Source organism: Nannocystis punicea, from assembly GCF_026965555.1.
In the GTDB taxonomy this organism is placed as follows: domain Bacteria; phylum Myxococcota_A; class Polyangia; order Nannocystales; family Nannocystaceae; genus Nannocystis; species Nannocystis punicea.
Genome location: NZ_CP114040.1, coordinates 6,024,217 through 6,046,848, shown reverse-complemented (window position 1 = coordinate 6,046,848; position 22,632 = coordinate 6,024,217). Strand labels below are relative to the sequence as shown.

Below are 22,632 nucleotides of genomic sequence, written 5' to 3'. Positions count from 1 at the left end.
CGGCGCTTCAGCGCGCGCGCGCCAGCTGCAGGCCGTCGGCGAGGCTGCGCGCGAACGGGGTCTGGCGCCCGTCGAAGCCGACGCCGGCGAGCGCGCTGGCCAGCGCAGGGCCGATGCCGGTGAGGATCGCGCGCGCGCCGAGCAGGCGGATCGCCCGTACGAGCCGCAAGAGCCGCTCGGCGCTGGCGGCGTCGCCGGTGAGGGTGCCGGTGAGATCGAGCAGGACGGTTCGGGCCCGCCGCTCGCCGATGGCGGCCAGGACCCGCGCCTCGAGCTCGGCGGCGCGCTCGCCGTCGAAGGCGCCGATCAGCGGGACGGCGAGGGTGTGCTCGTCGATGTCGAGGAGCGGGGCAGAGAGGCTGAGGATCTCGCGCCGCTGACGCTCGACGAGGGTGAGGGTCCGGTCGAGCTCCTCGGCCAGGCGCTGGTGCCGGGCCGCCTCGACCTCGGCGCCGTGGCGGGCGGTCTCGTCGGTGTGGTGGATCAAGGCCACCATCTCGCCGGTGACTGCGTCACGGATGGGTCGCACCTCGACGCCGTGGAGCCGCTCGCCCGTGACTGTGGCGACGAGGAGCTCGCGGCGCACGACCTCCCCGTCGGCGGCGACGGCGAGCATGGCCTCGGCGTCGGGTCGCGCGACGAACCACGCCAGCCAGTCGTCGGCGAGGCGCCCGAAGGCCGCGATCGCGGCCGGGTTCTTCATGACGATCCGGCCGCCGAACTCGACCACCGCGACGATCACTGCGGTCAACGAGAGCGCCTGGATCCCGCGCAGCGACGCCGGATCGGGGCCCTCGTCGCGCGGGAAGACGTGGTGCAGGACGCCGATCCGGCCGTCGCCGAGCGCGATCGGGGCGAAGTGCAGCTTCATCTGCACCGGTACGCCGCGGGGATAGACGGTCCACTCGTCCCACAGAGTGCCGCCCTCGCGGACCTGCTCGACGGCAGCGCCGAGGCGGGTGCGCACCGCGTCGAGGCCCCGGGTGAAGTCCCGCGCGAGCAGCTCCTCGCGGCTGTCGGCCCGCCACATCGCCAGCGCAGGGGCGTTGGCCCAGCGGATCCGCATGGGGTCCGGATCGAGGACCCACACGGGCACCGGCGAGTGCTCGAGGCCCCGCAGCTGCTCGTCGAGGTACGCCGCGTCGAAGTCCGCCATCGACACCCGCTAGCAGCGTCGCTCATTCCCTGGACCCGCGCCAGGGCGGAGAGACGGCGTTCGGGGGCAGGTGACCGATGCGACCTGTCGGATGAGGCAGGTAATGAAGGACATGTCGCAGAGGACATGCCCCCAAGTGGGCACGGACGAGGCCGCCGGCTCAGGCGGCGCGAGTCGAGCAGTCGCGGCGCTGGGCGTCGGTGCAGCCGCAGTTGCCGTTGGCGATGCCGCCGCACGAGCCCTTGAGGTACTTGCCGGCGAAGATGGCGCCGACGGCCATGCCGAGCATGACGGCCGCGAGGACGGCAATGGTGAGCAGGATCGTGGGCATGTCAGGGACTGAGGGTGGCGGACGGGGACCCCGCGCGCAAGGCCGCGAAGGCCGCCGTGGCGCGAGGGGCGAAGCCGTCGCCCTCGCGGACCAGGAACAGGGCCGCCAGGCCCTCCCGCTCGGCGAAGGCGAAGCCGTCTTCGGGCCCGAGGACGTTGAGCGCGGTGGCGTAGGCGTCCGCGAGCGCGGCAGTGCGGAGCACGACGGTGACCGAGGCGAGCTTGTGATCGATCGGACGGCCGCTGCGCGGGTCGATGGTGTGCGAGATCCGTCGACCGGCCTCTTCGCGGTAGTTGCGGTAGTCGCCGGAGGTGGCGAGCGCGGCGTCGCGCAAGGGCACGACCTCTTGCACGAGGCGATCGTCGGCGGGGCCGCCGGGCCGCTCGATGCCGAGGCGCCACGGACCCTCGGGGCCGTCGCCGCGGGCCCGGAACTCGCCGCCGACGTCGACGAGGTGGCGGGCAAAGCCGAGCTCGACGAGCCGATCGGAGAGGACGTCGGCGGCGTAGCCTGGGGCGATCGCGGACAGGGTGATGGTCAGGCCGGGCTGATCCTTGCGCAGGGTGCCGGCGGTGCGGTCGGCGTGCAGGGACTGCCAGCCGACCTGTGCGCGCAGGGCCGCGAGCTGCTCGTCGGTGGGCGGAGCCGTCGTGGGGTTGCGACCGAAGCCCCAGGCGTCGACGAGCGGGGCGACTGTGACATCGAAGGCGCCGCCGCTGCGCTCGCTGACCTCCTGCGCCTGGGCGACCACCTCGACCAGCGCGGCCGGGGCAGGGAAGGCGGAGGTGTCGGCGCGGCGGTTGAACTCGCTGATCGCCGAGTCGTCGCGCCAGGTCGACATCTGCTGATCGATCTGCGACAGCTCGGCCTCGATCATCGGCAGGATCGGCGCGGGGTCGCGGCCCTCGTGCACGACTGTGACGCGCCAGGTGGTGCCCATCGTCGGGCCCGAGAGCACGTGCACCGGGCCGCTCGCGGGCGCGCCGGCGGGGCCTCCCGGGGGCGTGTAAGCGACCTGTCCCGAAGGCCAGAGGCGCCAGGCGCTGAGGGCCACGAAGGCCAAAAGACAAAGCGGGAGCAGGACCTTGGCCCTGCTCCCGTACTTCTGTTGCAGCGGATCCGTCACGAGGGGTCGCCCTGCGTGGGTGCGGCGCGCGTCTGCGTCAGCCGCCGAAGTCGTCCATCATGATGTTCTCGGGCTCGACGCCGAGGTCGGTGAGCATCTTGATGACTGCCGCGTTCATCATCGGCGGGCCGCAGATGTAGTACTCGCAGTCCTCCGGAGCGGGGTGCATCTTGAGGTAGTTCTCGAGCAGCACCTGGTGGATGAAGCCCTTGTAGCCGGTCCAGTTGTCCTCGGGCTTGGGCTCGGACAGCGCGAGGTGCCACTTGAAGTTGGGGAACTCGCGCTGGATGCCGTCGAAGTCCTCGACGTAGAAGGCCTCGCGGAGGCTGCGGGCGCCGTACCAGAACGAGACCTTGCGGTCGGTCCTGAGGCGCTTGAACTGGTCGAAGATGTGCGAGCGCATCGGCGCCATGCCGGCGCCGCCGCCGATGAAGACCATCTCGTTCTTGGTCTCGCGGGCGAAGAACTCGCCGTAGGGGCCGGAGATGACGACGGGGTCGCCCGGCTTCCGGCTGAAGATGAACGAGCTCATGATGCCCGGAGGGGCGTCGGGGACCTTCGGCGGCGGGGTCGCGATCCGGATGTTCAGCATGATGATGCCGTACTCCTCCGGATAGTTGGCCATCGAGTAGGCGCGCTCGACGTTCTCGGTGCAGTTCGAGACGTAGCGCCACAAGTTGTACTTGTCCCACTCGTCGCGGTACTTCTCCTCGATGATCATGTCCTTGTAGTTCGCGACGTGCGGCGGGCACTCGATCTGGATGTAGCCGCCGGCGCGGAACGGGACGACCTCACCGGGCGGGAGCTCGATGACGAACTCCTTGATGAAGGTGGCGACGCCGTTGTTCGAGCGGACCTTGCAGGTCCACTTCTTGATCTCGAAGATCTCGTGCGGCAGCTCGATCTCCATGTCGCCCTTGACCTTGACCTGACACGACAGCCGGCAGCCCTCGCGAGCCTCGCCCTTGCTGATGTGACCGGCCTCGGTCGGGACCATGGAACCGCCGCCGCTGTGCACCTTCACCTTGCACACGCCGCAGCTGCCCTTACCGCCGCAGGCGGAGGGGATGAAGATCTTCTGGTTGGCGAGGGTGTTGAGCAGCGTGCTGCCGGCCGGGACCCGCATCGCCAGGGTGGGGTCGCCGTTGATGCCGATCGTGACGGCCTCGGTGTTGACCAGCTTCGCCTTGGCGGCGAGCAGGATGAACACCAGGGCCAGGATCACGAACGTGAACATGGCCACGCCGAGGATGATGATGGTGGTCATAAGGTGGGTGCTCCTCCGCGGGTCAGAGCTGGATGCCCGAGAAGGCGAGGAAGCCGATCGCCATCAGGCCGGTGAGGATGAACGCGATGCCGAGGCCGCGCAGGCCCTCGGGGACGTTGCTGTAGCGCATCTTCTCGCGCAGGGCGGCGAGCGCGACAATCGCCATGGCCCAGCCGATGCCGGAGCCGAGGCCGAACACCGCGGCCTCGCCGAGGTTGTACTCGCGCTGCTCCATGAACAGCGAGGCGCCGAGGATGGCGCAGTTGACGGCGATCAGCGGCAGGAACACGCCGAGCGCGTTGTAGAGGGCGGGGGCGTAGCGGTCGACCGCCATCTCGACGACCTGGACCACGGCGGCGATGGTGCCGATCTGGACCAGGAAGCTGAGAAAGCTGAGGTCGACGGTGGCGAACTCCGGGCTGATCCAGACCAGCGCGCCCTCCTTGAGGAGGGACACGATGATGAGCTGGTTGAGCGGCACGCACACCGCGAGGACGAAGACGACCGCGGCGCCGAGGCCGATCGCCGTCTCGACCTTCTTCGACACGGCGAGGAACGAGCACATGCCAAGGAAGAACGCCAGGGCCATGTTCTCGACGAAGATCGACTTCGTCAGGAGGCTCAAGTAGTGCTCGAGCATGGGGTCACTCCTTCTCCATCTGCGCCGGCTTGGCCACGCGGATGATCCAGATCATGCAGCCGATCAAGAAGAACGCCGAAGGCGCCATGACCATCAGGCCGTTGGTGGGGTACCAGCCGCCGTCGTTGACGGTCTTGAAGATCTCGACGCCGAACAGCTTGCCGGAGCCGAACAGCTCGCGGATGAAGCCGATGACCAGCAGGACCATGCTGTAGCCGAGGCCGTTGCCGATGCCGTCGAGGAAGCTGATGCCGGGCTTGTTGGCCATCGCGTAGGCCTCGGCGCGGCCCATGACGATGCAGTTGGTGATGATGAGGCCGACGAAGACGCTGAGCTGCTTGCTCACGTCGTAGACGAAGGCCTTCAGGATCTGGTCGGTGATGATGACGAGCGAGGCGATGATCGTCAGCTGGACGATGATGCGGATGCTCGACGGGATGTAGTTGCGGATCAGGCTGATCGCCAGGTTGCTGAACGCGGTGACCACGGTCAGCGCGATCGACATGACGAACGCCTTCTCGAGCTTGGTCGTGACCGCCAGCGCCGAGCAGATGCCGAGCACCTGCAGGGCGATCGGGTTGTTGTTGAACAGCGGGTCGAAGAGGACGCCCTTGGTCTGCTTGTCCATGACTTACTTGCCCCCCGCCGCTTTAAAGTGTTGGATGTAGGGACCGAAGCCGTCGGCGCCGAACCAGAACTTGACGAGGTTCGTGACGCCGTTGCTGGTGATGGTGGCGCCGGACAAGCCGTCGACGCGGTACGGGTCGCTCGCCGCGGGGCCGGCCTGGCCCTTGACGACGGCGATCTGCGGCTGGCCGCCCGGGCCGTAGATCTTGCGACCGGGCCACAGGTCCTTCCACTTGGGGTTGTCGACCTCGCCGCCGAGGCCCGGGGTCTCGCCGTGCTGGTAGAAGGTGATGCCCTTGACGGTGTTGGCGTCCTTGGCGTCGATGGCCATGAACCCGTACAGGGTCGACCACAGGCCGTAGCCCTCGATCGGGAGGATCAGGGTGTCGACCTTGCCGTCCTTCAGGACCTTGTAGACCTTGGCGTTGTTGGGCAGGCGCAGGACCTTGGCGTTGTTCGCCGGGGCCTCGCGGCTCTGCGCCGGGTCCTTCTGGGCCTTGAGCTGGTCGAAGCCGGCCGGGTCGACGCCCTGGGCCGCGACGCCCGTCTTGAGGTCGACGACCTCGGCCTTGATGTTGTCGGCGAAGCGCTTCTTGACCTCGTCGGGCGACAGCGACTCGCCCGCTTGCATGAGGCCGGCGACCGCCAGGACCTGCTTCTGCTGGTCGAGCTTCTTGTTCTCGGCCTGGCGGTCGGCGAGAGCGACTGCCGCGCTGGCGATGCCGACGCCGCAGACGACGCAGACCAATGCGGCGAAGCCGATGGTGTAGCCGGTACTATGCGCCATGACGGGCGAGCCTCCTCTTGATGTTGGCCTGGACGAAGAAGTGGTCGATGAGCGGGGCGAACATGTTCATGAACAGGATCGCCAGCATCATGCCCTCGGGGTAGGCGGGGTTCACGACCCGCACCAGGACGACGAGGGCGCCGATGCCGAAGCCGTAGATCAGCTTGCCGGTGTCGGTGAAGGCCGACGAGACCGGGTCGGTGGCCATGAACACGGTGCCGAAGGCCCAGCCGCCGAGCACGATGTGCCACTCGAACGGCAGGTTGAACAGCTGGTTGGTCTGGCTGCCGATGGCGTTGAACATGCTCGACAGCGCGAGCGTGCCGAGCACGACGCCGAGCATGGTCCGCCACGAGCCGACCTTGGTGAGGATGAGGACGGCGGCGCCGATCAGGCAGCACAGCGTCGAGGTCTCACCCATCGAGCCCGGGATGGTGCCGATGAAGCAGTCCCACCAGGTGGCGGTCCAGTCGCCGGTATGGTTGATGACCTGCATCGGGTCGGCGGCGGCGCGGCCGAGCGCGGTGGCGCCCGAGACGCCCTGCGGCAGGGTGGCGAGGTTGGCGGCCACCCACGGCTGGTCGCCCGAGATCTGGGCCGGGTAGGCGAAGAACAGGAACGCGCGGGCGGTGAGCGCCGGGTTCAGCACGTTCATGCCGGTGCCGCCGAACACCTCCTTGCCGATGACGACGCCGAAGGCGATGCCGAGCGCGACCTGCCACAGCGGGATGGTCGGCGGCAAGGTCAGCGGGAACAGCAGGCCGGTGACGAGGAAGCCCTCGTTGATCTCGTGCTTGCGGACGACCGAGAACAGCGCCTCGCAGTTGCCGCCGATCGCCATCGTGATGATGTAGACCGGCAGGAAGTAGATGGCGCCGTGGAGGAAGCAGGCGAGGATGTTGGCCGGGTCGAAGCCGAAGCCGAGCAGCTGGTAGAGCGCGGTCTGCCAGTTGTCGAGCGGCGCGGCGCCCTTGGCGATCATCAGGTGCGCCTGGAGACCGGTGTTGTACATCGCGAACAACACGCACGGCAGCAGCGCGATGACGACGGTGGTCATCATGCGCTTGAGGTCGAGGGCGTCGCGGACGTGGGCGTCGCGCTTGGCGACGTCCGGGGGCGTGTAGAGGAAGGTGTCGGCCGCCTCGTAGAGCGGGTACAGCTTCTCGTGCTTGCCGCCCTTCTCGAAGGAGTGGGCCAGCTTGTCGAGCATCTTTCGCAACATCTGCGTCAGCCCTCTTTCTCGATCTCGTTGAGGTTTTGCCGCAACACGGCGCCGAAGTCCGACTTACCCGGGTCGACGAAGGTGCACAGCGCCAGGTCCTCCTCGTCGAGCTCGAGCGCGCCGAGCTCGACGGCCCGGTCGGTGTCGCCGACCAGGAGCGAGCGGAGGAGGAAGGTCGGCAGGATGTCGAGCGGCATGACGCGCTCGTACATGCCGATCGGGACCATGGCCCGCGGCGAGCCGTTGGTCGTGGTCGTGAAGTCGAACTTCTTGCCGAACAGCTTGGCCAGGTAGCCGAAGTAGACCGGGATGGTGCTGTACTTGCCGGCGCCCGGGGCGAGCCAGCCGAGCAGCTCGCGCTGCCGGCCCTCGGCCAGGACGCTGACCTGGTTGACGTAGCGGCCGAGGTAGCCGTCGGCCTCGCCGAGGGCCTTGCGCCCGCCGAACACGGAGCCGCTGATGACCCGGTTCTCGCCGGCGGACGAGGTCTTGAGCTCGCCGGCGGTCAGCTCGTCGAGGCTGGCGCCGTTGCGGGTGCTGAGCAGGCGCGGCCGCTGGGCGACCGGGCCGCCGAGGGCGACGACGCGGGTGAAGTCGAGCTCGCCGGTGGCGAACAGGCGGCCGACGGCGACGACGTCCTGGTAGCCGATGTGCCAGACGACCCGCTCGCGGTTGACCGGCTCGAGCACGTGGATGTGCGTGCCGACCAGGCCGGCCGGGTGCGGACCCTCGAAGGTCTCGACGCGCACGCCGGAGCCGCCGTCGAGGTTGAGGCCGGGGCCCTTGCACAGGTAGGTCTTCGGCGCGAGCTTGCTCAGGACGGCCAGGCCGCGCTGGAAGTCGCCCTCGTGACCCTTGAGCACCACGCTGACGTCGGCCGAGAGCGGGCTGGTGTCGATCGCGGTGACGAACAGCGCGCGCGGGGTCGACTCGGGGCTGGGGACGCGCGAGAAGGGGCGCTGCCGCAGGGCGGTCCACAGGCCCGACTCGACCAGCAGCGCCTTGACCTCGTCGGCGCCGAGCTGCTCGACCGGCTTGCGGGTGTAGCTGGCGAACGTGACCCTGTCCTCGGGGCCAGGTTGACCGGCGACCTCGCGCTCGTTGAGGGCGATGACCAGCGAGACGAAGGCCCGCTTCTCGCCGCGGTGAATCGCGACCACCGAGCCGGCGCCCGGGGCGGTGAAGCGCACGCCGGGGGCCTTGCGATCCTCGAAGAGGAGCTGTCCGCGCTTGACGGCGTCGCCGACCTTGACCTCCATCTTCGGCTTCATGCCCACGTAATCGGCGCCGAGCAGGGCGACGTGACGTACGGACGAGCCGGCCTCGATCACCTGCTGCGGTGCGCCGGTGATCGGGAGGTCGAGTCCCTTTTTGATCCGATGTACTGTCATGGTGCGGGTTCTTGCGCGGACCGATTCGGGCCCGAAGGCTGTCGCTGGGGCAGATCCGGTCGTGAAGTTTCGGAGCCCGGAGGCTCGTGGAGTGAGGCGGCCCGAACCGGTCCGAAAGACCGCTCGGATAGCCCTGGGGGGCGTTTACTATGTTCGCGGGTTTTTTCGGAGTGCGGCCGGCCGCTCGCGGACGTGCGAGGGGTCACAAGACCCCGAGCTCGCCGCTCGCGGAGGTCGGCGTGGCGACCGGCGCGCCGGCCGACGGAACGCCGGGCAGACGGTCGTAACGCATGTTCCGCCGGGCCGGGAGGAAGCCGGCGAGCCGGATGTGGGTCTCGATCTCGGCGGCGCTCATCATGAACCGCGCACCGGCCTGTGAGACGACGTTCTCCTCGATCATCACCGAGCCGAAGTCGTTTGCGCCGAAGCGCAGGGCGACCTCGCCGATCTCGGGCCCGAGGGTCGGCCAGCTGACCTGCAGGTTGGGGACGTTGTCGAGGTAGAGCCGCGCCAGCGCTTGTACTCGCAAGTACCGCAGCGGGCTGGTGTCGTCGCGCAGCTTGAGCCGGGTGCCGTCGGCCTGGAACGGCCAGGTGATGAAGGCCGTGAACCCGCCGGTCTCGTCCTGCAGGCTGCGGACGCGGTCCATGTGGTGCACCAGCTGCTCGGCGGTCTCCTGGAAGCCGAACACCATGGTCGCGGTGGTCTTCATGCCGAGGGCGTGGGCCTCGCGCATGACCGCAAGCCACTCGTCCGCGGTGTTCTTGAAGGGCGAGATCCGGGCGCGGATCTCGTCGTCCAGGATCTCGGCGCCGCCGCCCGGCAAGCTGTCCATGCCGGCCGCGCGCAGCCGGACGAGGACGTCCCGGATCGGCAAGTCCTCGAGCTGGGCGATGTGAATGATCTCGGTCGGCGACAGCGCGTGCAACGCGAGCCGGAAGTTGGCCTTGGTCCAGCGGAAGAAGTCCTCGTACCACTCGAGCCCGAGCTCGGGGTTGAGGCCGCCCTGAAGGAGGATCTGGACGCCGCCCAATTCCTCGGTCTCGCGGAACTTGCGAGCGAGCTCCTCGCGGCTCAGGACGTAGCCGCCCTTGGCGCCGGGTGGTGTGTAAAAATTGCAGAACTTACAACGCGTTACGCACACGTTTGTATAGTTTACATTACGGTCGATGATGTAGGTGACGACGCCCTCGGGGTGGAGCGCGGCGCGACGCGCGTCGGCGGCCGCGCCGAGCGCCATGAGGTCGGCGTGCTCGTAGAGGAAGATGCCCTCGGCGAGGTCGAGGCGACCGCCGGCGGCGGCACGCGCGAGCAACTCGTCGGCCGCGAGCGGCGGCCGCGGTCGGCGAGCGGCGACCAGCGCTTCGGGCGCAGCACCGCCGGCGAAGCGGATATGGACCGGGTCCTCGGGGTCGTGGCCGGGGATCGTGAGGAGGTCGGCGGCGGTGGCCCGCGAGAGGAACTCGACCACGCCCTCGCGCTCCTTGGTGGAGAGGCCGTAGCGGATCGAGCGCCGGAGGTAGTTGGCGTAGGCGTTGTCGCTGAGCAGGTCGCGCGCGGACAGACCGGCGCGCAGCTGCTGCTCGCGGAAGCCGTGGGCGAGCTCCTCGGCGTGCTTGAGGCCGTAGGCGCGGGCCTCCTGCAAGGCGGTGACGTGGGCGGGCGTGAGCGCGCCGGGCCGGGCGGCCCAGACCGCAAACACGAACGGGAGGCCGGTCTGCGCCAGCCACAGGGCGCCGAGGTCGAAGACGTGGGGGAAGCGCTCGTGCAGCGCCATGGCGGCGTCGCCGATCACGAGGGCGGCGTGGGTGCCCTGGACCATGCCGGCGCCCTCGCGGTGGGGGGCGTGGACGCACTCGGGGTGGAGGCCCTGGGCGCGCAGCAGGAGCTGCACGAGGATGACGGAGGTGCGCGAGGCGGCGTCGAGGTAGATCCGCTCGATCTGCTGCAGAGGGACCTGCGAGACCAACAGGACGGAATGAACAGGGCCGCGGCAGCCGATGCCGACCTCGGGCACGACCTCCCACTCGGGGTGCGCGGCGCAGGCGGCGACCGGGACGAGGGCGACGTCACATTCGCCGGTCTCCAGGCGCCGCGCGCACTCGCTGGGGAGCACGAGGCTCAGGTCGAACAGCGGGGTGCCGTCCGGCTGGCGCGGGATCCGATCGGCCGGGAGAACCTCGCCGAGGAGCGGTTGAACGAGCGGCCAGGCGTTGAGGAAGGAGACCGCACAGGCGCGCAACGGATCGGGCATGGCGGGCGGATTGTACGAGAAAGAAATGCAGGCGGCGAGGCGCGTGCGCTTGCTCGCAAGGGCCGCCGGAGAGGGAATTCACGGCGAGGGACTGTCCCCAGGGACAGGTCAGAGCGGGAGCTCGAGGTTGGTCGCGGGCAGCGCGACGTCCTCGTAGAGGTCGAGCAGCGCGAGCTTCACGCCGGCAGTCTCGAGCGTCAACTCGTCGTGCGGGCGCTGCAAGATCTCGGTGAGCCAACGGCGCTCGTCGAGCCGCCGGTGGAGCTCGACGAACATGCGCTCGCTGTCGACGAGCAGGACCTCGCGCACGCTGGCGATCGCGCGGTAGTCGGGGACCTTGCACCGGCGATCGAAGAGCTCGGTGCTTTCTGACAGGACCTCGCACACGAAGAGCGGGGCGGCGACGTCGCGGTCACCCGGGCGCGAGGGCTCGCGGGTGACGAGCAGGTCGGCCTGGTAATAGGAGCGCTCGCGCGTGGGCGGGAGGATGCCGGCGGCGGTCTGGACGCGGCAGGGGCGACGGTTGCGGAGGGCGATCTTGAGGGCGGTGACGAGGTTGGCCGTAATGGTCCCGTGAGCGTTCTTCGGCGGGGCCATGGCGACGATCTGGCCTTCGTGCAGCTCGCGGCGGAGGTCGTCCGACCAGGTGAGCGCGTAGAACTCGGCGAGCGTGATGACGGGGCCGGATTTCGGCCGTGGATGGCCCATGACGGCGAAACCCCGTGTTCGGGACTGATCAGCCCGCTGCCTCTTCGGCGGGGAAGACGACGCGGCTGTAGAGGTCGGCGAGCGAGAGGTCGAGGCCGACGCTGTCGAGGTTGAGGATGTCGGCCGGCTCGCGCAGGATCTCGCTGAGCCAGCGCGTGCCGTCGAAGCGGCGGTAGAGCTCGACGTGCATGGCCTCGCTGTCGACGAGCACGACCTCTTGGACGCTGGCGATCTGGCGATAATCGGGCAGCTTGCGGTTGCGATCGATCGCCTGGGTGCTCGGGGACAGGACCTCGACGAGCAGCACGGGGGCGTGGATCATGCGCTGGCGCGGCTCGGGCGGCTCGCACGTGACGAGCAGGTCGACCTGGTAGTACGTGTGTCGCCTGAGCGTCGGGACGATACCTGCGTCCGTCAGAACTTCGCAGCAATCGTTGAGCACGGGGCCGATGGCGTGACTCAGCTTCGTCACAAGGCTGTGGTGCGCCCGCATTGGCGGGGCCATGGAGACGACGTGCCCGCCGTGGAGCTCGTGGCGCGCGCCTTCTGGCCACGTGATGGCGAGGAACTCGTCGACGGTCAACGGGTCGGGGAGCTTGCGCTGTGGGTCGCCCATGCCACGATCAGCGTAGCAGAGGTCGCGGCGGGCAGGTAGCGGCTGCGCAGGCCAGGGGCGGCGCTGGTCAGCAGGTAGTCCTTTCGGACATGTTCAGAAGGACATGCGGAACGGCAGGCGTGCGGCGGGCTGCTGCTTGCGGCGGACGACGTCGAAGTAGACCGAGAGGCCGACGTCCCAGTAGGGGTTCACCTCGCCGCCCTCGCGGTTGTGGAGGCCGAACACGCCGCCGCTGGCGAAGATGTCGACGTGGCGGGCGATCCGGAACTGCATGCCGCCGTGGAGGCTGCCGAACAGCGTGGAGGGCAGGCCCTCGGCGGCGGTGGCCTGGAGGCGGCCGCGGGCGTAGAGGGCGAAAAAGCTGAAGTGATAACCGGCGCCGCCGCCGACGTAGCCGCCGAGCGCGGCGCGCTCGCTCCAGCCGCGGGCGTCGGCGCACGGCTGCTGGGGGCAGTAGAAGTGGCCGCCGGCGCCGCCGCCGACGCCGAGCTCGCCGTCGAGGGCGCCGTGGAGCTTGCGGTCGCGGTTGGGCGCGTAGGTGAAGCGGCCGCCGAGGTAGCCGAGGGCCCACTGGCGGAACGAGAAGTCGGCGCCGACCTCGACGCTGGCCCAGTCGCGCACGCCGTAGCCGATGAACGGGCCGCCGCTGCCGGGATTGCCGGGGTGGGCGACGGCGCCGCCGAGCTCGAGCTGGCCCTGGCGGATCCGTCCGGGGGCGCCGTAGCCGGGGCTGCGCACGGGCGGGCCGTAGGACATGCAGGCCGGGAGCGCGGCGAGCAGCGCGACGAGCCCGGGCAGCCGAACACACGCGCTGGCGGACCGACGAGGATGCACCCGACCCATCGCGGCCGAGGATGGCAGGAAGGGTCGACGTCGGCAAGGACATGACCTTCGGGACATGTGATTCGCCGAGCCGGCGGCCGGGCGCTCGCACGCGCGGGCGGGAGCGGTTATGCTGCCGGGCATGACGCGAGCCTGGGCGACGCTGTGGACGAGGAGCCAGGCGGCCGCGGCCGACCGCCACACCATCGCGGAGCTGGGGACGCCGTCGCCGGTGTTGATGGAGCGGGCGGCGCTGTGCTGCGCCCGCGAGGCGCTGGCGATGCGCGGCGAGCTGCCGGTGTGGGCGCTGTGCGGGCCGGGCAACAACGGCGGCGACGGGGTGGCGGTGGCGCGGATCCTCCATGGCTGGGGCGTGCCGGCGCGGGCGTTCCTGCTGACCGAACGCCAAAGCCCGGAGCTGGCGCAGCAGGTGGCTCTGGCGGAGAAGCTGGGGGTGCCGATCGCTCGCGGCCTGCCGACGAGTCAGGAAGAGGCGCTGATCGTCGACGCGATGCTGGGGACGGGCGCGGCGCCGCCGTTGCGTCAGCCGTTCGTGGCGGCGGTGGCGTGGGCCAACGCGCGGTCGGGGCCGAAGCTGGCGATCGACATCCCGACCGGGATCGACGCCGACACCGGAGAAGTGCCGGGGCCGGCGTTCGCGGCCGACCGCACGGTGACGTTGGTGCGCTCGAAGCCGGGGCTGCACGTGACGCCCGGGCGCGCGGCGGCCGGCGAGGTGGTGGTGGCCGACATCGGGATTGTCTCTCAGGACATGTCTGATGAGACATGTCTGATCGACCCGGCCGAGGTGGCGCGCGTGATCTCGCGGCTGCGGCCCGGGGGGCACAAGGGCGAGCGCGGGCACGTGGGGATCGTCGGCGGATCGGCGGGGACGCCGGGCGCGGCGGTGCTGGCCGGGGCGGCGGCGCTGCGGGCCGGGGCGGGGCTGGTGACGATCGCTACCGACGATCGCGAGGTGCAGGCGCAGCTGCTGGCGCACCGGCCGGAATTGATGGTGCAGCCGCGCGGCGGCGCCGAGCCGGTGCCGGCGGCCAAGGTGCTGGTGGTCGGGCCGGGGCTGGTGCGGGCGGAGGATCGCGCGGGGTTGGCGGCGCTGTGGCTGGAAGATCCGCGGGCCGCCGTGTGGGACGCGTCGGCGCTGGCCGAGATCGCGGCGCCGTCGCACAGGCCGCGGGTGATCACGCCGCACCCGGCGGAGGCCGCTCGCCTGCTGTCCGCGAGGACAGGCGAGGCGTGGACGGCTGCGCGGGTGCAGACCGACCGCCCGCTCGCGGCGCGGTCGCTGGCGACTGTGACGGGCGCGACGGTGGTGCTGAAGGGCGAGGGGACGCTGGTGGCCGAGGGCTCGCGCCTGGCCGTGTGCGTGAGCGGTGGGCCGGCGCTGGCGACCGCGGGCAGCGGGGACTGTCTGGCGGGGGTGATCGCGGCGTTGCTCGGGCGAGGGCTGGCGCCGTGGGCCGCGGCGACGGTGGGGGTGCACGTGCACGGGGCGGCGGGCGACCGCTTGCCGGTGGGCGCGGTGGCGCTGGACATCGCCGACGCGGTCGCGGCGGTGCTGGCGGCGCCCGAGGAGACGCACCCGCGGTTCCCGCGGCGAGTGCTGGGCTGATCGACTCGAGCGGGCCCGGGTCGCTGTTGTTTGCGAGGTCGTCGCAGCGGAGGTCGGCGCGTCGTTCGGGCCCGCGAGTCGCTGCGGCCGCTCGACCGACGCGGTCGTCTCGGGGGACGCGCGGCCGGGTGTTCAAGGGGCGGGACCTGTGGCACCTTTCCGGCGTGCAGCAGCGAACGCGCGCGCGGGAACCGAGTCGCCGAGGGCGTTGTCCCGTGGCCATGCGAACAGTTTCGGCGTGGTGGTGCGCGGTGGTGCTCCTCGGTCTCGGTGCTTGCGGGGAGGGGCAGCCGCCGGCGCCCCCGCCGAAGCCGCGCGCCGAGGTGAAGGCCGCTCCGGAGGCGAAGGCGGGTCCGACCGACGAGTCGCGCGCCGAGCTGTACCTGCAGGCGAAGGAGCGGCTGGCGGCGCTGCTGCCGGAGGACAAGGACGGTCCCCAGCGGATCGTGACCGAGCTCGGGCCGGGCCTGCGCGAGATCGCCGACAACGCCGCCGACGCGCCGCTGCGGGCCAACGCGAGCCTGCTGCTGGGGACGCTGCACGAGCGGGCGGGCGACCGCCGCACGGCCATCTCCTTCTACCGCCAGACGCTGGCGCTGCTGCCGAACGAGATCGAGCCGCGGCGGGTGCTGGCGCTGGCGCTGGCGGCCGACGGGCAATTCGAGGCGGCGATCCCGGAGCAGGAGGCGGTCGTGAAGGACGACCCCGACGACCTCGAGGCGTGGCTGCTGCTCGGCGAGGTCAACGTGAAGGCGGGCCGCACCGAGGAGGCGACGAAGGCCTACGCGGCCTACGAGATGCGCCGCCGCGGGCTCATCGACGGGCTGACGCTGCAGAACAAGGACGGCACCTACGTGATGCCGGTCGACCAGCGGGCCGCGTGCGCGCGGGCGCTGATCCCGGCCCGCGACAACGGGACGGCGCTGGCGCTGCTGTACGCGCTGAAGCGCGAGCCGGACCCTGTCGTGCGCCAGGCGCTGGCGGAGGCGATGGGCAGCCAGCGGCTGGTCGGCTACAAGGCGCCGCTGACCGACACCGCCGCGCGAGAGGCCCACCCGGAGGCGAAGGCGGCGATGCTGTGGGCGATCCAGGAGATCGAGCGCGACCCGCTCGAGTCGCGGCCCGGGCCGGCGCCGGCCGAGGCCGCGGCGGGCGGGAGTGATGTGGCCCAAGGGGCAGGTTCCCAGGGACAGGACGCGAAGGACAGCGCCCCAGGAGCAGGTGCGAAGGGACAGGACGCGAAGGACAGCGCTCAAGGGACAGGTGCGGCGGGCGCTCCGGGGGCCGCTGCGGCGGCGGACGGCAAGGGCTCGCCGGGCGCGGCGAACGACGGCAAGGGCTCGCCGGGCGCGGCGAAGGCCGGGCAGGGCGCCGGGGCGCCGGCGACGGCGAAATGAGTCGGGCGCCGGCGTCGCTCGCGGTCGACCACCTGTCGCACCGCTATCCGGGGGCGCCCACGCCGGCGCTGCGTGACGTGTCGTTTCGCGTGGCGCCGGGCCAGCGCGTGGGGCTCCTGGGTCCGAACGGGGCCGGGAAGTCGACGCTGATGCGGATCGTGTGCGGGTTCTTGCCGGTCCAGGCGGGCCCGGAGACGAAGGTGGCGGTGGCCGGGCTCGACGCGGCGTCGCAGTCGCTGCAGGTGCGCGAGCAGGTCGGCTACCTGCCCGAGCAGGTGCCGCTCTACGTGGAGCTGCGAGTCCGCGAACATTTGGACTTTCGCGCGGCGATCAAGCGCGTGCCGCGGCGGGCGCGGCCGGCGGAGATCCGGCGAGTGGCCGAACAGACGGGCCTGACGGAGATGCTCGAGCGGCCGATCGCCCACCTGTCCCGCGGCTACCGCCAGCGGGTCGGGATCGCCGACGCGCTGCTCGGGGCGCCGCCGCTGGTGGTGCTCGACGAGCCGACGGTCGGCCTCGACCCCAACCAGGTGCTCGAGATCCGGGCGATGCTGAAGTCGCTCGGCGGCGGGCAGACGCTGATCTTCTCGTCGCACATCCTGGCGGAGGTCGAGGCGCTGTGCGACCGGGTGATCGTGCTGGCGCAGGGCCGCTGCGTAGCCGACGAGTCGGTGGCCGAGGCGCTGCGCGCGAGCGAGGTGCACGCGCGCTGGGACGGGCCGCCCGAGCGCGCGGCAGAGGTGCTTGCGCTGGCGGGCGCCGGCGGGCCGCAGGTCGAGGGGCCGGTGGCCGACGGCGCCGGTTCGCGCGCGCGGGTCCGCTGCGCCGACGTGGGCGAGGCCGAGGCGCTGGCGGCCGCGCTCGGCCGCGCGAGCCTGCAGGCCGGGGTGCCGCCGGTGCGGCTCGAGATCGGACGCCGCAGCCTCGAGGAGCGGTTCTACCGCCTGACGAGCGGCGAGGCGGCGCCGGAGGCCGAGGGGCGAGGTGGGGCGTGAGCGCGACGGGCTCCAAAGCGGCGGCAGCGAGGTCCGCAGAGCGCATGGCTGCGGCGGGCGAGCTGGAAGCGACTGTCCTTGGCGACATGTCCAAACGGGAAGGTTGTGCCGGGCGCCGACGGGCGAGGCGGAGCGCGACCCGCGGGGTGGCCGCGAGGTCCGCACGGCGCAGGGCGGCGCGGTGCGTGCCTGTCCTTGCGGACATGTGCGAACGGCGAGGTGAACGGTGAGCGCGCTCGGCTGGTGGCTGCGCGGGGCCTGGCACGTGGCCCGCAAGGAGCTGCTGTCGCTGTTCGTGACGCCACTGGCGTACCTGGTGGCGACGCTGTTCCTGCTCAACCAGGGCTACAACTTCGCGCTGCTGCTGCGCGTGCTCAACGACCCGCTGGCGGCGCCCGGGCCGGTGATGCAGTTCTACTTCGGCGGCAGCTTCTTCCTGTTCTGGTTGCCGGTGATCTTCATCTGCGCGGCGCTGAGCATGCGCCTGGTGGCGGAGGAGCGGCGGCTCGGGACGCTCGAGGCGCTGCTGACGGCGCCGCTGTCCCCGGGGCAGCTGATCGCCGGCAAGTTCGCCGGGGCCTACGCGTTCTACGCGGCGCTGTGGCTGCCGACGGCGGCGTTCTACGTGCTGCTGATGGGCGCGGGGGCGCGGCCGGAGGTCGGGCCGGTGCTGGCCGGGTACCTGGGGGTCGGGCTGGTCGGCGCGAGCTTCCTGGCCGTCGGGCTGGTGGCCAGCGCGATCGCCCGCAGCCAGCTGGCCGCCGCGGTGATGACGTTCGTGGTGTGCACGATCGCGGTGATGAGCGGCTTGCTCGAAGGACAGGTGCAGTCCGAGGCGGCGAGCCAGGCGATCCAGGCGACCAGCCTGCTGACGATGATGCAGGAGCTGGCGCAGGGGATCGTCGACCCGCGCTGGGTGTACCTGCACGTCGCGGTGACGACGGCGCTGCTGCTGACGGCGGTGGTGGCGGTCAGCCCGCGCCGCCGCTTCGAGCACGGGCTGCAGGTGGCGCTGGCCGCGTTCACCCTGGCGAACGCGGCGACGCTGGCGAGCCGACACGCGGAGCGCGGCGACTGGACCGGCGGCCACGTGTACTCGCTCAGCGAGCGCGCGCGCGAGGTGCTGGCGGGGCTGCCGGCGGCGGTCGAGGTGACCGTGATCGTGCCGTCGACGATCGGCGGCGGCCGGCCGAACCCGCTGCAGTCGGAGCTGCGCGAGGTGCTGGCCCGCATGACGTCGGCGGCGCCCAACCTGCGGGTGCGCTTCGTCGACCCCGACCGCGATCACCAGGAGGCGAGCGCGGCGATCGGCGACTACGCGCTGACCGGGCGCGAGCTGGCCGACGGGGTGGTGCTGATCCGCTCGGGCCAGGGGGCAGGGCTGCGCAAGGCGCACCTGCTGCCGTCCGACCTGGTGTCCTTCGCGACAGGTCCCGACGTACAGGTGACGGGGCCGCGGGTGAAGGAGTTCCGCGGCGAGGAGGCGCTGCTCGGCAAGTTCCTGGCGGTGACCGACGCGCGCCGCGTGGTGGTGTGCGCGACCCAGGGGCACGGTGAGCCGGCGCTCGACAGCCTCGAGCCGTACAGCGGCTACGCGCACCTGCGCGACCTGCTGACCGACGCGGGGCTGACGGTGCGGATCGCCGACCTGTCGGGGCCGGAGGGGCTCGCAGGCTGCGACGTGCTGCTGGTCGGCGGGCCGCAGGGGCCGCTGCCGCCGGAGCACGTGAAGGAGGTCGAGCGCTTCGTGGCCGGCGGCGGCGACGTGTTGCTGCTGGCCGGGGCGGTGATCCTGCGCGGGGCCAGCGGCCTGGCGCCCAACGGGCTCGAGGAGCTGACTGCGCGGCGGGGGATCCGCTTCGGCGAGCGGGTGGTGGTCGATCCGTCGCCGATGGCCGGGGCGACGCCGTTCCTGGCGTTCACGCTGCAGGACGGGTGGGGCGACCACCCTGCCACTGCGCGGCTGGTCGGACAGCCGATCTCGCTGCTGCAGGTGCGCGAGCTGACGGTGGAGCCGCCGGCGACGACGCTGATCCAGACGAGCGAGCGCGGCTGGGCCGAGGCGGACATCCTGGCGTTCACCCGCGGCGAGGCGCCCCGCTTCGACCCCGCGGTCGACCGCGAGGGGCCGGTGCCGATCGCTGCGGCGGCGGAGCTCGGCGGGTCGCGCATGATCGTGGTCGGCTCGGCCGACTTCGCCCTCAACGCGCTGCTCCGCGAAGACGTGGTCTACGACCGCGGCCGCGACTTCCTGCTCAACGCCGTCGGCTGGCTCAGCGAGCGCGACGCGCTGCTCGGGCTGCGGCCGCGCCCGCGCGAGCACGTCAAGCTGGTGCTGCAGGAGGACCAACTGGCGCAGATGGTGTGGATGTGTCTGGTCGGCCTGCCGGGCTTCGGGGCGGCGCTCGGGCTGTGGGTGCTGTGGAGGCGGCGGGTATGATGGGACATGTCATGAGGGACATGTCCGCTCAGACATCTTCGTCGGCGCTGGTGAGGCCGTGGAGGCAAGGCGTATGACGGGACATGTTGTGAAGGACATGTTCTCTCGGGCAGCCGGCTGGCGCCCGCGGCCGCTGACGCTGGCGCTGGCGGCGGCGGCGATCGCCAGCGCGGCGCTGCTCCGCTTCGACCCGTGGGCCGGCGGGCCGGCGGCGCCGATGGTCTACAGCGCGCAGTCGGCGGCCCGGCGGGTGTTCCCCGAGCTGGGCGAGGCGCAGCTCGAGCGGGCGACGATCACGCTCGCGCAGGCCGGGCAGCCGCCGGTGATCCTCACGCCCGGGGACAACGCGCAGCACCTGGTGCTGGTCGGCGAACGGCCGCTCGGCCCGGCCGACGCGGAGGGGCTGACCGGGCTGTGGAGCTCGCTGCGGATGGCGACGACGCTGCGGGCGGTGGCCGAGGACAGCGCGCTGGGGCCGGCGCGCGGCGAGATCGCGGTCGAGGTCGACGGCCGGCGCCAGGCGGTGACGCTCCACGGGACGGCCAGCGACGGGGTCGGGGACTACGGGACGATCGCGGGCGCGGGCGCCTGGGTGGTCGAGCCGGAGCTGGCGGCGGCGCTGGCCCAGCCGGCCTCGGCGTGGCTGTCGCGGCGGCTGGTGCCGATCGAGGCCAGCGAGGCGGCGGCGGTGCGCGTGGGGCCGCTCGAGCTGGCCCGCGGGGCGGATGCTCTGTGGCGTGTGGTGGCAGGGGCGACGCCGCAGATCCTGGCGGAGCCGGCGGTGGCGCTGCGCCTCGATCGCATCGTCGCGGCGGAGTTCGAGCCGGCGCCGGCGGAGGCGAACGAGCTGCCCGTTTCGCCATGGCTGGAAGTACAGGACCGATCGGGCAGGCGCTGGGAGGTCCGGCTGGGGCCGCCGTGCCCGGGCGAGCCGGGGCGAGTGGTGGTCGATCGCGGGGCGGGGACGCGCGGCTGCGTGGCGGCGGAGGTGGACGCGCCGTGGCCGATCGACGACCCCGACGGCGGGCTGATCGAGCCGCAGCTGGCGCCCTACGCCTACGGGCGGGTGCTGGCGGTGCAGATGGAGGCGCCGGAGAGCCGGCGACTGCGACGCCTGGGCGGCGGCTGGGTGGTCGAGCAGGATGGGGCGCTGCACGAGGTCGCCGAGCCGGAGGTGTTCCGCTGGTGGACGAGCTTGCAGCAGGCGCCGGTCGAGCTGCCGGCCCGTCCGCTCGTGGGCTTCCGCTCGGAGGTCGACCTGACGATCGAGTCCGACAGCAGCCAGCGGCTGCGCCTGCGCTGCGGGCCGGCCGACGGGGTGCCGCTGGCGTGCCGCCGCGACGAGGGGCCGCCGCTGGTGGTCGCCCGCGAGGAGCCGCTGGCGCTGGCGTTCACCCGCGAGACGTTCGCGGAGCGCCGGCTGCTGTCCTTCGGGACAGGCGAGGTGCGCGAGCTCGAGATCCTGCCGGGCCGGGGGAGCGACGGGGTGCGCCAGAGCGTGCGCCTCGACCTCGGGGTCTGGCGCCTCGACGCGCCGGTGCACCCCGACGGCGCCGCGGCCCTCGACGAGGTCCGGCTCGAGGCGATGCTGGCGGCCTTGCAGGCGGCTCGCGCCGAGGCGTGGACCGATCGGCCGGTGACGGCGCCGCTGCGGACGATCCGCGTCGAGCGGACCGGCAGCGAGGCGGCGGCGCTGGAGCTGCACCCGGACTGCGTGGGCCACGTGCCGAACCAGCCGCGGGCGGCGCTGCTGCCGAAGTCGACCTGCGCGGCGCTGGCCGACGACCTGCTCTACACGGATCCGCTGCGCTTCTGGCTCGGTCAGGCGCGGCGCATCGAGCTGTCCTCGGGGACACGTTCGGCGACGGCGACGCGCGAGGCGATCGAGGAGGCGACGTGGACGACCTCCGGCGACCCGGCGTTGCTGGCGGAGCTGACGGGCTGGGAGGAGTTCCGCGCGGTGGGCCTGAGGCAGGGCGAACCCCGCGGGGAGCCGACGACGGCGAAGATCCTCCGGCCCGGAGCGGCGACGGTGACGCTCGACGTCGGCCCGACCATCGAGGAGAAGCCGGCATGGGTGCGCCTGCGCGGGGCCGACTGGTACTACGCGTCCGAGGCCGCGACGCGCCGCTGAGCTGCAGCGTGGCTGCGAGTCGAGCGCGCGTGCCTCGCGTAGCGCCGGGGCCACGACCGATGGACGCTCGCGTCACTCGCAGCACCGAGGTCGCGCGTCCGGCTCACGGCTCGCCCGGTGACGTCACTCGCTCGAGGCGGCGATCTCGGTGCACTCCTTGCCCTCGGGCATGGTGCAGATCTTGGCGTAGTCGAGGCGGAACACGCCGCCGACCTCGACGCACTCCTGCTGCCGGGCGCAGTCGTAGAACTCCTTGCACTCGGCGTCGACGTTGTCGCAGAGGTTGGCGTCCTTGTCCTCCGAGCTCGTGTCGCTGCCGTTCTTGGCGTCGCACGTGGCGCGTGCCTCCTTGAACTGCTCGCACGACTCCACCTCGGGCGTAGTGCAGGCTCCGAGGGTGAAGGCAGCGGCGAACGCGAACGCGGTGACGAGGAAGAACTTGTGCACGGTGAGCCTCTCTGGACCGGTCCGTGCGAGCGTTGCACGTCTCGCTGCCGCGGAGCAACCGCCGCGACGGGAGGGGTGAAGTCGAGCAGGCCGCGGGCGCTCGTCCTCGTCGCGTGGTCGACGAGCCGCGATCGTGCGGCGACCCAAAACGAAAGGGCGGCCGCAGCTCGGAGCCGGGGCCGCCCTCACGCGCGACGCAGCGGACTACTCGTCCTCTTCCTCTTCGGGGATCCGGAGGTCGTCGTCGGTGCACTCCTTGTCCTCGGGCTGCGGACACAGGGTGCGGTAGTTCTCGATCGGGCAGCACTTCTTGCCGCACTCGGGATCGACGCTGCGCGGCACGCAGGCCTGGCCACCGACCTTCGCGTCGACCTTCTCCACGCCGAGGAGCCAGGTGAAGTTGCCGTCGGGCACGCACGACAGCGCAGCGGCGCAGTCGTAGAACTCCTTGCACTCCGGATCGACGTTGTTGCAGAGGTCGTAATTGACCGGCTCGTACCTGAACGAGTTGTTGCCGTCGCAGGTGCTGCGTGTCTCCCGGAAGTTCTCGCAAGAGTCGATCTCGGGGGCCGTACAGGCGCCGAGCGAGAAGGCGAGGGTGAAGCTGAAGAGCGAGCCCAGGAAGATCTTGTGCACGGCGTG

Annotated in this window: 20 protein-coding genes; 5 read left to right on the top strand and 15 right to left on the bottom strand. The window is 71.7% G+C overall.

Annotation, left to right across the window (positions count from 1 at the left end):
• Positions 1–7: 7 nt before the first annotated feature.
• The 13 genes from O0S08_RS23355 to O0S08_RS23295 all read right to left on the bottom strand — a co-directional run bounded on the left by O0S08_RS23355 (position 8) and on the right by O0S08_RS23295 (position 12,881).
• On the bottom strand, positions 8–1,156 hold the full coding sequence (locus tag O0S08_RS23355; RefSeq protein WP_269041439.1) for a PAS domain-containing protein: 1,149 nt from the start codon (positions 1,154–1,156) through the stop codon (positions 8–10).
• A gap of 160 nt (positions 1,157–1,316) precedes the next feature.
• Complete coding sequence (locus tag O0S08_RS23350) at positions 1,317–1,487, bottom strand: hypothetical protein (protein ID WP_269041438.1); 171 nt, start codon at positions 1,485–1,487, stop codon at positions 1,317–1,319.
• 1 nt (position 1,488) lies between these two features.
• Positions 1,489–2,613, bottom strand: coding sequence for an FAD:protein FMN transferase (locus O0S08_RS23345; RefSeq protein WP_269041437.1), 1,125 nt, complete (start codon positions 2,611–2,613; stop codon positions 1,489–1,491).
• A gap of 37 nt (positions 2,614–2,650) precedes the next feature.
• The gene (gene nqrF, locus O0S08_RS23340) at positions 2,651–3,880 is read right to left on the bottom strand and encodes an NADH:ubiquinone reductase (Na(+)-transporting) subunit F (protein ID WP_269041436.1); all 1,230 of its coding nucleotides are present in this window, start codon (positions 3,878–3,880) and stop codon (positions 2,651–2,653) included.
• Positions 3,881–3,902: 22 nt separating this feature from the next.
• Entirely contained in the window at positions 3,903–4,520 is a 618-nt protein-coding gene (gene nqrE, locus O0S08_RS23335) for an NADH:ubiquinone reductase (Na(+)-transporting) subunit E (protein WP_269041435.1), read from the bottom strand.
• 4 nt (positions 4,521–4,524) lie between these two features.
• On the bottom strand, positions 4,525–5,148 hold the full coding sequence (locus O0S08_RS23330) for an NADH:ubiquinone reductase (Na(+)-transporting) subunit D (protein ID WP_269041434.1): 624 nt from the start codon (positions 5,146–5,148) through the stop codon (positions 4,525–4,527).
• Between the two features lie 3 nt (positions 5,149–5,151).
• Entirely contained in the window at positions 5,152–5,934 is a 783-nt protein-coding gene (locus O0S08_RS23325) for a Na(+)-translocating NADH-quinone reductase subunit C (RefSeq protein ID WP_269041433.1), read from the bottom strand.
• Positions 5,924–7,156, bottom strand: coding sequence for an NADH:ubiquinone reductase (Na(+)-transporting) subunit B (locus O0S08_RS23320; protein ID WP_269041432.1), 1,233 nt, complete (start codon positions 7,154–7,156; stop codon positions 5,924–5,926). The genes O0S08_RS23325 and O0S08_RS23320 overlap by 11 nt, the downstream gene beginning before the upstream one ends.
• A gap of 5 nt (positions 7,157–7,161) precedes the next feature.
• The gene (locus O0S08_RS23315; RefSeq protein WP_269041431.1) at positions 7,162–8,547 is read right to left on the bottom strand and encodes a Na(+)-translocating NADH-quinone reductase subunit A; all 1,386 of its coding nucleotides are present in this window, start codon (positions 8,545–8,547) and stop codon (positions 7,162–7,164) included.
• A 202-nt stretch (positions 8,548–8,749) separates the two neighbouring features.
• Positions 8,750–10,801, bottom strand: coding sequence for a cyclic dehypoxanthinyl futalosine synthase (gene mqnC, locus O0S08_RS23310; protein WP_269041430.1), 2,052 nt, complete (start codon positions 10,799–10,801; stop codon positions 8,750–8,752).
• A gap of 108 nt (positions 10,802–10,909) precedes the next feature.
• On the bottom strand, positions 10,910–11,509 hold the full coding sequence (locus O0S08_RS23305) for a Uma2 family endonuclease (protein ID WP_269041429.1): 600 nt from the start codon (positions 11,507–11,509) through the stop codon (positions 10,910–10,912).
• Positions 11,510–11,537: 28 nt separating this feature from the next.
• On the bottom strand, positions 11,538–12,125 hold the full coding sequence (locus tag O0S08_RS23300; RefSeq protein WP_269041428.1) for a Uma2 family endonuclease: 588 nt from the start codon (positions 12,123–12,125) through the stop codon (positions 11,538–11,540).
• 93 nt (positions 12,126–12,218) lie between these two features.
• Positions 12,219–12,881, bottom strand: a complete 663-nt coding sequence (locus O0S08_RS23295) for a hypothetical protein (protein ID WP_269041427.1) — start codon at positions 12,879–12,881, stop codon at positions 12,219–12,221.
• Positions 12,882–13,089: 208 nt separating this feature from the next.
• On the opposite strand from O0S08_RS23295, the gene O0S08_RS23290 reads away from it, so the two are divergent.
• The 5 genes from O0S08_RS23290 to O0S08_RS23270 all read left to right on the top strand — a co-directional run bounded on the left by O0S08_RS23290 (position 13,090) and on the right by O0S08_RS23270 (position 21,543).
• The gene (locus tag O0S08_RS23290; RefSeq protein ID WP_269041426.1) at positions 13,090–14,577 is read left to right on the top strand and encodes an NAD(P)H-hydrate dehydratase; all 1,488 of its coding nucleotides are present in this window, start codon (positions 13,090–13,092) and stop codon (positions 14,575–14,577) included.
• A 221-nt stretch (positions 14,578–14,798) separates the two neighbouring features.
• Complete coding sequence (locus O0S08_RS23285; protein WP_269041425.1) at positions 14,799–15,974, top strand: tetratricopeptide repeat protein; 1,176 nt, start codon at positions 14,799–14,801, stop codon at positions 15,972–15,974.
• Positions 15,971–16,969 carry an ABC transporter ATP-binding protein gene (locus O0S08_RS23280; protein ID WP_269041424.1) on the top strand — a complete coding sequence of 333 codons (999 nt, stop codon included), beginning with the start codon at positions 15,971–15,973 and terminating at the stop codon, positions 16,967–16,969. The genes O0S08_RS23285 and O0S08_RS23280 overlap by 4 nt, the downstream gene beginning before the upstream one ends.
• Positions 16,970–17,195: 226 nt before the next feature.
• Positions 17,196–19,409: a Gldg family protein gene (locus O0S08_RS23275; RefSeq protein ID WP_269041423.1), complete on the top strand. Its 2,214-nt coding sequence runs from the start codon at positions 17,196–17,198 to the stop codon at positions 19,407–19,409.
• A gap of 97 nt (positions 19,410–19,506) precedes the next feature.
• A complete protein-coding gene (locus O0S08_RS23270; RefSeq protein WP_269041422.1) occupies positions 19,507–21,543 on the top strand; it encodes a hypothetical protein in 2,037 nt (678 codons plus the stop codon).
• 123 nt (positions 21,544–21,666) lie between these two features.
• Here O0S08_RS23270 and O0S08_RS23265 read toward each other — a convergent pair whose 3' ends face one another.
• The gene (locus tag O0S08_RS23265) at positions 21,667–21,990 is read right to left on the bottom strand and encodes a hypothetical protein (RefSeq protein ID WP_269041421.1); all 324 of its coding nucleotides are present in this window, start codon (positions 21,988–21,990) and stop codon (positions 21,667–21,669) included.
• A gap of 204 nt (positions 21,991–22,194) precedes the next feature.
• A complete protein-coding gene (locus tag O0S08_RS23260) occupies positions 22,195–22,626 on the bottom strand; it encodes a hypothetical protein (protein WP_269041420.1) in 432 nt (143 codons plus the stop codon).
• Positions 22,627–22,632 lie beyond the last annotated feature (6 nt).

Excerpts from the sequence above, each read along its gene's own strand:
- O0S08_RS23355 (WP_269041439.1), bottom strand. The coding sequence starts at position 1,156 with ATGGCGGACTTCGACGCGGCGTACCTCGACGAGCAGCTGCGGGGCCTC.
- O0S08_RS23350 (WP_269041438.1), bottom strand. The coding sequence starts at position 1,487 with ATGCCCACGATCCTGCTCACCATTGCCGTCCTCGCGGCCGTCATGCTC.
- nqrF (WP_269041436.1), bottom strand. The coding sequence starts at position 3,880 with ATGACCACCATCATCATCCTCGGCGTGGCCATGTTCACGTTCGTGATC.
- nqrE (WP_269041435.1), bottom strand. The coding sequence starts at position 4,520 with ATGCTCGAGCACTACTTGAGCCTCCTGACGAAGTCGATCTTCGTCGAG.
- O0S08_RS23330 (WP_269041434.1), bottom strand. The coding sequence starts at position 5,148 with ATGGACAAGCAGACCAAGGGCGTCCTCTTCGACCCGCTGTTCAACAAC.
- O0S08_RS23325 (WP_269041433.1), bottom strand. The coding sequence starts at position 5,934 with ATGGCGCATAGTACCGGCTACACCATCGGCTTCGCCGCATTGGTCTGC.
- O0S08_RS23320 (WP_269041432.1), bottom strand. The coding sequence starts at position 7,156 with ATGTTGCGAAAGATGCTCGACAAGCTGGCCCACTCCTTCGAGAAGGGC.
- O0S08_RS23315 (WP_269041431.1), bottom strand. The coding sequence starts at position 8,547 with ATGACAGTACATCGGATCAAAAAGGGACTCGACCTCCCGATCACCGGC.
- mqnC (WP_269041430.1), bottom strand. The coding sequence starts at position 10,801 with ATGCCCGATCCGTTGCGCGCCTGTGCGGTCTCCTTCCTCAACGCCTGG.
- O0S08_RS23305 (WP_269041429.1), bottom strand. The coding sequence starts at position 11,509 with ATGGGCCATCCACGGCCGAAATCCGGCCCCGTCATCACGCTCGCCGAG.
- O0S08_RS23300 (WP_269041428.1), bottom strand. The coding sequence starts at position 12,125 with ATGGGCGACCCACAGCGCAAGCTCCCCGACCCGTTGACCGTCGACGAG.
- O0S08_RS23295 (WP_269041427.1), bottom strand. The coding sequence starts at position 12,881 with ATGTCCTACGGCCCGCCCGTGCGCAGCCCCGGCTACGGCGCCCCCGGA.
- O0S08_RS23290 (WP_269041426.1), top strand. The coding sequence starts at position 13,090 with ATGACGCGAGCCTGGGCGACGCTGTGGACGAGGAGCCAGGCGGCCGCG.
- O0S08_RS23285 (WP_269041425.1), top strand. The coding sequence starts at position 14,799 with ATGCGAACAGTTTCGGCGTGGTGGTGCGCGGTGGTGCTCCTCGGTCTC.
- O0S08_RS23280 (WP_269041424.1), top strand. The coding sequence starts at position 15,971 with ATGAGTCGGGCGCCGGCGTCGCTCGCGGTCGACCACCTGTCGCACCGC.
- O0S08_RS23270 (WP_269041422.1), top strand. The coding sequence starts at position 19,507 with ATGTTCTCTCGGGCAGCCGGCTGGCGCCCGCGGCCGCTGACGCTGGCG.